The sequence below is a fragment of the Agathobaculum sp. genome (assembly GCF_050946325.1).
Lineage (GTDB): Bacteria > Bacillota > Clostridia > Oscillospirales > Butyricicoccaceae > Agathobaculum.
Genome location: NZ_JBMNUP010000060.1, coordinates 1 through 9,865 on the forward strand (window position 1 = coordinate 1; position 9,865 = coordinate 9,865).

At 55.3% G+C, this 9,865-nt stretch carries 11 protein-coding genes; all 11 read left to right on the forward strand.

Going from position 1 to position 9,865, the window contains the following annotated elements:
- The first annotated feature begins 295 nt into the window (after positions 1 to 295).
- Positions 296 to 808 (forward strand): TRAP transporter small permease, encoded by a 513-nt coding sequence (locus ACOYIE_RS06250; RefSeq protein WP_433411469.1) that lies wholly within the window; start codon positions 296 to 298, stop codon positions 806 to 808.
- A gap of 40 nt (positions 809 to 848) precedes the next feature.
- Complete coding sequence (locus tag ACOYIE_RS06255; protein WP_433411471.1) at positions 849 to 2,153, forward strand: TRAP transporter large permease; 1,305 nt, start codon at positions 849 to 851, stop codon at positions 2,151 to 2,153.
- 155 nt (positions 2,154 to 2,308) lie between these two features.
- On the forward strand, positions 2,309 to 2,824 hold the full coding sequence (locus ACOYIE_RS06260) for a YceD family protein (protein ID WP_433411473.1): 516 nt from the start codon (positions 2,309 to 2,311) through the stop codon (positions 2,822 to 2,824).
- A 45-nt stretch (positions 2,825 to 2,869) separates the two neighbouring features.
- Entirely contained in the window at positions 2,870 to 3,055 is a 186-nt protein-coding gene (rpmF, locus tag ACOYIE_RS06265) for a 50S ribosomal protein L32 (RefSeq protein ID WP_433411475.1), read from the forward strand.
- Positions 3,056 to 3,181: 126 nt separating this feature from the next.
- Complete coding sequence (locus ACOYIE_RS06270; protein ID WP_433411476.1) at positions 3,182 to 4,486, forward strand: DUF512 domain-containing protein; 1,305 nt, start codon at positions 3,182 to 3,184, stop codon at positions 4,484 to 4,486.
- Positions 4,487 to 4,511: 25 nt separating this feature from the next.
- Positions 4,512 to 5,837 (forward strand): ribosome biogenesis GTPase Der, encoded by a 1,326-nt coding sequence (gene der / locus ACOYIE_RS06275; RefSeq protein ID WP_433411478.1) that lies wholly within the window; start codon positions 4,512 to 4,514, stop codon positions 5,835 to 5,837.
- A 25-nt stretch (positions 5,838 to 5,862) separates the two neighbouring features.
- Positions 5,863 to 6,507 carry a glycerol-3-phosphate 1-O-acyltransferase PlsY gene (plsY, locus tag ACOYIE_RS06280; RefSeq protein ID WP_433411480.1) on the forward strand — a complete coding sequence of 215 codons (645 nt, stop codon included), beginning with the start codon at positions 5,863 to 5,865 and terminating at the stop codon, positions 6,505 to 6,507.
- Positions 6,504 to 7,517, forward strand: coding sequence for an NAD(P)H-dependent glycerol-3-phosphate dehydrogenase (locus ACOYIE_RS06285; RefSeq protein WP_433411482.1), 1,014 nt, complete (start codon positions 6,504 to 6,506; stop codon positions 7,515 to 7,517). The genes plsY and ACOYIE_RS06285 overlap by 4 nt, the downstream gene beginning before the upstream one ends.
- A gap of 39 nt (positions 7,518 to 7,556) precedes the next feature.
- On the forward strand, positions 7,557 to 8,027 hold the full coding sequence (locus tag ACOYIE_RS06290) for a hypothetical protein (RefSeq protein WP_433411484.1): 471 nt from the start codon (positions 7,557 to 7,559) through the stop codon (positions 8,025 to 8,027).
- 124 nt (positions 8,028 to 8,151) lie between these two features.
- Entirely contained in the window at positions 8,152 to 9,054 is a 903-nt protein-coding gene (gene murB / locus ACOYIE_RS06295) for a UDP-N-acetylmuramate dehydrogenase (protein ID WP_433411486.1), read from the forward strand.
- A 34-nt stretch (positions 9,055 to 9,088) separates the two neighbouring features.
- The coding region (gene rapZ / locus ACOYIE_RS06300; RefSeq protein ID WP_433411488.1) for an RNase adapter RapZ at positions 9,089 to 9,865 on the forward strand (777 nt) is incomplete at its 3' end.

The window sequence follows — 9,865 nt, forward strand, 5'->3', positions numbered from 1 at the left end:
CCGGATGAGGCTGCTATCGAAGAGTGGCGCAACTACTCCATGGAGAACGTTCCGAAGCAGTTCCCCGAGTGGCGCGAAGGCCTGATCGATCGCATCAACGAGGCGATTGCGTAAGCTTTCTCTGATTCAACAGTTCGCTGACTGAAATTTAGTTGGGCGAGGGTTGTATTCCGCGCCGTCGAAACGGGGGAACTGGTTTGGCGGCGCGGGTACGGCTTGCCCGTATCTTCCCATTATGGTTACAGCATTATTCCATTCGCAAGGCTCTTTATGAAAGAAAGGCGTGAAACATTTCGTGGATAAAAACGAAAAGACAGGCATCAAGAAGTTCCTTGATGACTGGGAAATGTATATCGCATGCGTTGCTTTTGCGGTTATGTGTCTGGCGATCATTGTCAACGTAATTGCGCGATTCATTTTCGGTAAATCTTTTGCATGGGCAGAGGAAGTTTCGTACCTGGGCTTCTCCTGGTCCGTATTCCTCGGCATCTGCACTCTGTACAAAAACCAGGCGATGATTTCGATTGACGTTATCGTTGACCGTCTGCCCAAGGGCGGCAAGCGCATCATCCATGTCATCAACTTCGTCGTTCTGCTGGTTGTAAATGCGATTTTTACCTACTACGCAGGCATCCTTACGATCGAAGCGTGGATCCGTCCGACCGCGGCGCTCCGTATTCCGTATACCTTTATGGATTTCCCGGCTTTCCTGGCGTTCTTTGTCATGACCCTGTACACGATTCGCTTCCTGTACTGGTCCATCACCGGCAAGGAATTTGCTGAGGCGAAGCTTGAGGACCGCGCTTAAGTTGAACACACGATTTTGATTATGTAAGGAGGTATGAGCAATGGCATTTACAGTATGGCTTCCGATTGCTGTTCTGTTCGTCCTGCTCTTTATGAAAATTCCGGTTGCCTTCTCTCTGGCGACCTCCACTCTGATGTACTTCATGCTCAACCCGGGCTCCATGACTACGGACATGGTAGTTCAGAACATGATTTCCGGTACAACGTCGTTTACTTACCTGGCAATTCCGTTCTTTACGGCTGCCGGCGTTATCTTTAACTACTCTGGTATCACCGAACGTTTGATGAACCTCTGCGAACTGATCGTTGGTAAGTTTGCCGGCGGTCTGGCACAGGTTAACATCGTTCTTTCCGCTCTGATGGGCGGTTTGTCTGGCTCTGCAAACGCAGACGCTGCGATGCAGTCCAAGATGCTGGTTCCGCAGATGAACCGCTTGGGTTACTCCAATGCGTTCTCTACGGTTGTAACCGTTGTTTCGTCCTGTATCACCCCGATCATCCCTCCCGGAATCTGCCTGATTCTGTACGCTACGGCGTCCGGCGTTTCCATCGCTTCCATGTTCTATGCTGGCTACCTGCCCGGCGCTCTGATCATGGCGGCTGAGATGGTTATGGGCGGCTACATGGCCCGTAAGCGCGGCTATAAGGCAACCCGTGAGCGCTTTGGTACCGCAAAGGAATTTGCGCAGAACCTGAAGCAGTCCATCTGGGCGCTGTTCCTGCCCTTCGGCCTGGTTATGGGTCTTCGTATGGGCGTGTTCACCCCCACCGAAGCCGGTGCTATGTGCATCGTTTACGCGCTGCTCGTTGGTGCTCTGATTTACCGCACCATCAAGCCCAAGATGATGATCCCGATTATCCGCGAGTCCGTAGAAGCGACTTCCGGTATTATGTTCATCATTTGCGCTTCCCTGGCGTTTGGTAAGTTCCTGACCTGGGAACGTATCCCGATGATCATTTCCGAGGCGATTCTGTCCATCTGCCATACGCAGTGGCAGTTCCTGCTGCTCGTTAACGTACTGCTGATTATTGTCGGTATGTTCTTCGAGGGCGGCGCGGCAATGATCCTGCTGGCTCCGCTGCTTGTACCGGCGGCGCAGTCTCTGGGCGTTAACCTGATTCACTTCGGTATCGTTATGTGTATCAACCTGACCATCGCAGGCGTTACGCCTCCGTTTGGCGCGATGATGTTCGTTTCCACCTCGATCACAGGATGCTCGTTTGAGGATTACTGTAAAGAGGTTTGGCCATGGTGTATTCTGCTCTTCGGTGTGCTGTTCCTGCTCACCTATGTGCCGGATATTATTCTCTGTGTGCCGCGGCTGCTCGGCGCGGCAGGCGTTTAATCGCTGGTTGATCGGAAAGGCTCTGCCCCCTCAAAAGGGGCGGAGCCTTTTTTCCCTGCCCGCAGGCGCGGGGAATAAGCAGCTTTTGCTGTATTTTCTGGTTGACAAAGTGCATGTTGGTGTAGTATACTGTTTTAGTACCATGTGAGGTTACCATGAAGATTGATTTAAAAAAGCTGGCCGGTTTATCTGCTGGACGTGTTCCCTTTTCCGAATCGCTGGACCTGCGCGGGGAGACGCTTTATGGCGCAAAACCGTTTCAGAATCCGGTTCAGATTAACGGGGAAATCACAAGCGAATCCGGTGTGCTGCGCATGACCGGCACCGTGCAGACTGTATATTCTACCGCCTGCGCCCGCTGTCTGAAACCGTTGGACGTACCTTTATCTGCCAGGGTTGATACCGTTTTGACGGACGAGCCTGACGCGGAGGAGGACGATGATCTTTTTGTGCTGACCGGCGATAGCGTGGATACGGCGGACGTTTTTGTACCCGCGCTGATTCTTCAGGTGCAGATGACGTATCTGTGCAGAGAGGATTGTAAAGGCCTTTGTCCGCACTGCGGCGCAGACCGCAACGAGGTCGCATGCGACTGCGAGAGCAAGCAGATTGACCCTCGTTTTGCCGCGCTGCGCGCCCTGCTTGACTCTGACGCAGACAGGGATAACTGATTTTGTCAAACAAACACAGACGATAGAGTAGGAGGTGTATCCACTATGGCAGTACCGAAGGGGAAAATTTCTAAAGCCCGCCGCGACAAGCGCCGTAACTCCCACTGGAAGCTCTCTTTGCCCGGCATGACCAAGTGCCCGAAGTGCGGCGAGATGAAGCTGGCGCACAGAATGTGCAAGGCCTGCGGTTATTACAACGGCCGTGAGGTTGTAGCCGTCAAGGAAGCGTAAGGCTAAAAACAGAACAAAAAATGGGGAAGGCGGCCTGCTTTCTCCATTTTTTTGTGCAGTGCTGTTTATTGGGCATGTTTTGGGGCAGGGTAATATCACGTTTTAAGGAAGAAAGGGGGCCGTCTCATGGCGTCCAAAATTGTAAGCGTTGACGCGGGCAGCCCCGCGGCGCGCGCTGGGATGAAAGCAGGGGAAACACTGCTGCAGATTGACGGGACGGCCATTCGCGATGTGCTGGACTACAAGTTTTACAGCTATGATGCAAGGCTTGTATTGCAGGTGCTGGAAGCGGATGGACAGACGGTGCGCGAGGTGCGCGTACGCAAGCGGGAAGGGGAACCGCTCGGACTGAATTTTGAGCACTATCTGATGGACGGGATGAAGCGCTGCTCGAATCAATGCGTGTTCTGTTTTATTGACCAGCTCCCCAGGGGCATGCGGGATACGCTGTATGTCAAGGATGACGACGCGCGGATGTCGTTTCTGATGGGCAACTATATTTCGATGACCAATCTGTCCGAGGCGGATGTGGAGCGTATTCTGCGGATGCATATATCGCCGGTCAATATCTCGGTGCAGACGACCAACCCCGCGCTGCGCGTTAAAATGCTGCAAAATAAGCGGGCGGGAGAGTCACTGAAGATTATGGAGCGCTTTGCCGAGGGCGGCATTTCGATGAACTGTCAGCTTGTCGTCTGCAAGGGACTGAACGACGGGGAGGAGCTCAGGCGTTCGTTGCACGACCTGAAAAAGCTCTATCCGGCGGTCAATACAATTTCGGTGGTTCCTTTCGGCATGACCGACCACAGAGAGGGGCTTTATCCGTTGGAGCCGACGGATAAGCCCTGTGCGGAGGCTATTTTGGACATTGTTGAGCCGTTTGCCGAAGCATGCAGAAGAGAACTGGGCACCCGCCTTGTGTGGTGCGGGGACGAGCTGTATCTGAAGGCAGAGAGACCGCTGCCGGATACCGATTATTATGAGGAATTTACGCAGTTTGAAAACGGTATCGGTATGCTGCCGCTGTTCATGGAAGAATTTCGTCTGGCGCTGCCCGATTATGCCGGCCGCACGGCGAGACCGTTTACGATTGCGACGGGGACGGCTGCGGCGCCTTCCCTGACGGCGCTGCTTGACGAAGCCGCCGCGGCATGCGATAATTTAAAAGGAAAGGTTGTCGCCATCCGCAACGATTTTTTCGGACACCGCGTTTCGGTGGCCGGACTGATTACCGGGCAGGATTTGATTGCGCAGCTGCGCGGGCAGGCGCTTGGAGAGCGCGTACTGATTTCCGCCAATATGCTGCGTGACGGCGGAGATGTTTTTTTGGACGACTATACTCCGCAGCAGGTGGAAGAGGCGCTCGGCGTAGCCGTGGTACCGGTGGAGATTGACGGAGCCGACCTGCTGGCCAAAATTTTTGAAGAATAATCCCAGGAAAGGGAGGAATACAGATATGCCAAAACCGATTGTGGCGATTGTCGGCCGTCCGAACGTCGGCAAAAGCCAGTTGTTCAACCGTCTGGCGGGCAAGCGCCTTTCGATTGTGGAGGACACGCCGGGTGTGACGCGCGACCGCCTGTATGCGGACAGCGATTGGCGCGGCCGTGATTTCATGGTTGTCGATACGGGCGGTATTGAGCCTTCAAATGACAATGAGATTTTGCAGTTCATGCGTTATCAGGCGGAGACGGCGATTGACAACGCAGACGTTATTATACTGATTACCGATTTGCGCACGGGCATTACTGCGGCCGATCAGGATGTGGCTGCAATGCTGCTGCGCGCAGGCAAGCCGGTGGTGCTGGCTGTCAATAAGTGCGATAAGCCGGGCGACCCTCCGGCAGAGTTTTATGAGTTTTATAATCTCGGCCTGGGTGAGCCATATGGCATTTCCGCGCTGCACGGATATGGCGTAGGCGAGCTGCTGGACGCGGCGTATGAGCATTTTCCGCCTGCCGATGAGACGGAGGAAGATGAGGAGCGCATCCGTGTGGCGCTGATCGGTAAGCCCAATGTGGGCAAATCAAGCCTGCTCAACCGTGTGCTGGGGGAGGAGCGCGTGATCGTTTCCAACGTTGCCGGCACGACGCGCGACAGTGTGGATGCCGATTTGGACAATGCTTATGGCAAATTCACCTTTATTGATACGGCAGGTATCCGCAGAAAGAGCAGGGTGGATGAGAAGATTGAAAAGTATTCGGTGATGCGTTCGCTGATGGCGATTGAGCGGTCGGATGTCTGCGTCATCATGATTGACGCGACCGAGGGCGTGACCGAACAGGACACCAAGGTTGCCGGCGAGGCCCATAATGCAGGCAAAGCCTGCATCATTGTAGTCAATAAGTGGGACCTGGTCGATAAGGACGGCGGCACGATGAAGGAGCATACGCTTCGTGTGCGTGAGGGGCTGGCCTATATGCCCTATGCGCCGGTGCTGTTTATTTCGGCGCAGACGGGGCAGCGTGTGGATAAGCTGTTTGCGCTGATCCAGGAGGTCTATGCGCAGAATCATATGCGTATCCCGACCGGCCAGCTCAACTCGATCCTGGCTGAGGCGACTGCGCGCGTGCAGCCGCCCACGGACAAGGGCCGCCGCCTGAAGATTTATTATATGACGCAGGCGTCGACCTGCCCGCCGACGTTTGTCTGCTTCTGCAATGACGCGCGTCTGTTTCATTTTTCCTATCAGCGGTACCTGGAAAACCAGATTCGCGAGGTGTTCGGCCTGACGGGCACACCGGTCCGCATGATCGTGCGCCAGCGGGGAGACAAGGAATAAACTATCACATCTGGGGGATGACAATATGACGGTTGCGCATTTTGCAATCATTGCGGTCAGCGCGTATCTGCTTGGCTCACTGAGCTTTGCCATTATTGTATGCAAGGTAACACTCGGCAAGGATATTCGGGAATATGGCAGCGGGAATGCCGGCTTGACCAACGCTTATCGCACAATGGGCGCGGGGAAAACGCTGTTTGTCCTGCTTGGGGACATTGCCAAGGGCGCTGCGGCGGTTTCCATCGGCATGCTGCTTGCGGGACCGATTGGCAAGCTGGTTGCAGGTATTTTTGTGATTCTTGGGCATATGTTTCCGTTGTATTTTGGTTTTCGCGGCGGCAAGGGCGTACTGGTAGGCGCGGTTATGCTGGCCCTGTTTGACTGGCGCGTGTTTCTGGTGGCACTTGTGCTGTTTATGGGCGCGGTGATTTTGACAAAGTGGATTTCGCTCGGTTCGATTCTTGGCGCAATCAGCTTTCCGATTACAACCTTTATCTTCTACCGTGATACGACGCTGACGGCGATGGCATTTGGCATGGCGGCGGCGGTGGTTTTCATGCACCGGTCCAATATTGCCCGCATTTTACAGGGGAAAGAAAATAAATTCTCGTTTAAAAGCCAGAAGACGATTGAAAAGTCTGCTGCGGACGGAGAAGGGAGCCAAAAATGAACGTATTTGTACTGGGTACCGGCGGCTGGGGTATTGCACTGGCTATCCTGCTGCATCAGAATGGACATCAGGTGACCTCCTGGACTTTTTTTGAGGAGGAGTGCAGTTTACTGCGCCGCGAGCGGGCCAACGAAAAACTGCTGCCCGGTGTAAAAATTCCGGATGGCATTGCAATCACTACTGATATGTCCGGCGCGGCGCGGGCCGACCTGGTTGTGATGGCGGTGCCCTCCTTTGCGGTTGCTTCCACCGCAGAACAGCTTGCCGGTATTGTGCCGGCAGATACGGTGATTGTCAATGTGGGCAAGGGGCTGGATTCCAAAAACGGATACTGCCGCTTTTCGCAGACGATCAGCCGCGCGATGGGCGGAAAGAATCCGGTGGTTGCGCTGACAGGGCCTACCCATGCGGAGGAAGTTGCCCGCGGCATTCCAACGGCGATTGTGGCGGCTTCGGAATGCCGTGCGGCGGCGGAACTGACGCAGGAAGCGTTTATGAACGACGTGTATTTCCGCGTATACACCTCGTCGGATATTATCGGTGCAGAGCTGGGCGGCGCGTTTAAGAACATCATCGCGCTCGGTGCCGGCATATCGGACGGCTTGGGGCTGGGGGACAATTCCAAGGCCGCTTTTATGACCCGCGGACTGACGGAGATTGCACGGCTTGGCGTTACGCTGGGCGCAAAGAAAGAGACGTTTGCCGGCCTTTCCGGCGTGGGCGATTTGATTGTTACCTGCTGTTCGATGCATTCGCGCAATCGGCGGGCGGGCATCCTGATTGGACAGGGCAAGACCGCGCAGCAGGCCATGGCGGAGGTTGGCGCGACGGTGGAAGGATATTATGCCACCGAAGCCGGCTATCACCTTGCAAAACAGCAGGGGGTATCCATGCCGATCACCGAGGCGATGTATGACCTGCTGTATCATGAAATTCCCGTACAGGACGCAGTTCGGCTGCTGCTGGACCGTCCGCGGCGCGGAGAGCATGAGGAAGTATGGTTCCACTGATGCGCATACTGCCGCGCGGCGGAAGAAAGGAAAACGGATATGCTACAACGATCAAAGCGGCTGCTTGCTGCCATTATGGCGGCAGCGCTGACGCTGACACTGTGCGCCTGCGGTGAAAAGAAGGCGCAGCAGGCTGAAGGCGCATTGAGCGAGCAGGAATACATTGATGCAGTGGATACGCTGAATATTGAGATGTATAAACTGCAGACGGCTGCGCAGGAAAACGAAATCACGGACGAACAGGCCGCGCAGGCCCTGGTGGACGAACTCAAGCAGCCGATGCTGGACTTTGCCGCGCTTGTTCCGCCCGCAGCGTATGCGGAGGCGCATGAAAAGCTCAGCTCGGGCTGTCAGGCGATGGCAGATTATATGGATATTATTCTTGCGGCAGCCGGTGAAACAGAGGACGATGTGCTCCGGCAGGCAGCGGAGGATGCGAACGATAAGCTGATGACTGCGATGAACGATTTGTCGGAAGGTTCGCTGCTGCTGGGCGAGGCAATGGAATAAAAAGGCGGAAAAACGCAGCAAACGGGCACTCCTGCGGGGGTGCCTTTTGTTTGCACTTTGCCGTATCATTTGATATAATAACGATATATTGCCTGAAGATGTTTCGGAGGAGTCTATGGAGACTATGAATGCATGTAAGGCGGCGCTGCGCAGCGCCGCGCCTGATATAGAGATATGGGAAAACGAACCCATGAGCCGTCATACAACCTTTGCCATTGGCGGACCGGCCGACCTGTTCCTGCTGCCCAGGACAGCGCAGGAGCTATCTGCTGCGGTTGCAGTGCTGCGCGGTATGGAAGTGCCGACCCTGCTGCTCGGCAACGGCTCCAATATGCTGGTGCGGGATACGGGTGTTCGCGGGGCGGTAATCTGCACTGCCGAACTGGACGATGTGCGCACCGGGGAAGACGGTACGCTGACCGCCTGCGCAGGCGCGCTGCTCAGCCGTGTGGCGCGTAAAGCGCAGCGCGCGGGACTGACCGGCGTAGAGTTCGCGGGAGGTATCCCGGGCAGCGTGGGCGGTGCGGTGTTTATGAACGCGGGCGCTTATGACGGACAGATGGCGGGCATTGTTTGCAGAACAGACTATCTGGATGGCAAGGGTGAGATGCACACGCTGGAGGGTGCGGCGCACGGTTTTGATTACCGCCGCAGCATTTTCCGCGATCATCCGGATTGGACGGTCGTGCGCTCGACCATGCAGCTTGCGCCCGGAGACCCTGCCGCCATTTTGGATAAAATGACGGACCTGGCACAGCGCAGACGGGATAAGCAGCCGCTGAACTATCCTTCTGCCGGCTCGACTTTTAAACGGCCGCAGGGGTACTTTGCAGGCCGGCTGATTGAGGACGCGGGGCTGAAGGGCGTTTCGGTCGGCGCAGCGCAGGTTTCGGAAAAACATGCGGGCTTTCTGATCAACCGCGGCGGCGCGACGTGTGAGGATATGCTGCGCCTGATTGCGCTGGTGCAGAAAACGGTACAGGAACGGTTTGGCGTTGCATTGGAGTGCGAGGTGCGCATCATTTGACAGATAGAAATTGCAGCGGTCAGGGGATGAAACTATGTATTTTTTGATTGTTTCCGGCATGTCGGGCGCAGGCAAGAGCCGCGCGGTTGCGACGTTTGAGGATCTGGGGTATTATTGCGTCGATAATCTGCCCATTGCACTGATTCCGCGCTTTGCAGAGATTTGTCTGGCTGCCACAGAGCGCTATGAGCGCGTTGCGCTGGTGACCGATGTGCGCGCGGGCGGCGATTTTCAGAAACTGTTTGATTCGCTCGATTCGATCCGCGATATGGGCTGCGATTACCGCATCCTGTTTTTGAATACCGACACGCCGACGCTGATTCGCCGGTATAAGGAAACGCGGCGCAAACATCCGCTGATGGATAAGGGCATATCAATGACGGCCGCGATAGAAAAAGAGCGTCAGATGCTGTCTGCGCTGCAAACACGGGCTGATTTTGTAGTGGATACGACCGGCCTGTCCGTCGCAGGGCTGCGCGAGCGCCTGATTACGCTGTTTGGAGGCAAGGATAACGGCGGCGCGTTCGAGGTCATCGTGCAGTCGTTTGGTTTTAAATACGGCATTCCAAATGAATCCGACCTGGTGTTCGATGTGCGTTTTCTGCCCAATCCATATTATGAGATGAGCCTGCGCGAGAAAAACGGCACCGACCCCGATGTGCGCGATTATGTGTTCCAGGGCGGTGAGGCGGATGCACTGCTCAAGCGCCTTTATGAACTGGTGGATTTTCTGATGCCGCGCTATGTGGCGGAGGGCAAGGCTAACGTTGTCGTCAGCATCGGGTGTACGGGCGGCAAACATCGTTCGGTA

Coding starts and splice junctions, on each gene's coding strand:
- ACOYIE_RS06255 (WP_433411471.1), top strand. CDS start 849: ATGGCATTTACAGTATGGCTTCCGATTGCTGTTCTGTTCGTCCTGCTC.
- ACOYIE_RS06260 (WP_433411473.1), top strand. CDS start 2,309: ATGAAGATTGATTTAAAAAAGCTGGCCGGTTTATCTGCTGGACGTGTT.
- rpmF (WP_433411475.1), top strand. CDS start 2,870: ATGGCAGTACCGAAGGGGAAAATTTCTAAAGCCCGCCGCGACAAGCGC.
- ACOYIE_RS06270 (WP_433411476.1), top strand. CDS start 3,182: ATGGCGTCCAAAATTGTAAGCGTTGACGCGGGCAGCCCCGCGGCGCGC.
- der (WP_433411478.1), top strand. CDS start 4,512: ATGCCAAAACCGATTGTGGCGATTGTCGGCCGTCCGAACGTCGGCAAA.
- plsY (WP_433411480.1), top strand. CDS start 5,863: ATGACGGTTGCGCATTTTGCAATCATTGCGGTCAGCGCGTATCTGCTT.
- ACOYIE_RS06285 (WP_433411482.1), top strand. CDS start 6,504: ATGAACGTATTTGTACTGGGTACCGGCGGCTGGGGTATTGCACTGGCT.
- ACOYIE_RS06290 (WP_433411484.1), top strand. CDS start 7,557: ATGCTACAACGATCAAAGCGGCTGCTTGCTGCCATTATGGCGGCAGCG.
- murB (WP_433411486.1), top strand. CDS start 8,152: ATGAATGCATGTAAGGCGGCGCTGCGCAGCGCCGCGCCTGATATAGAG.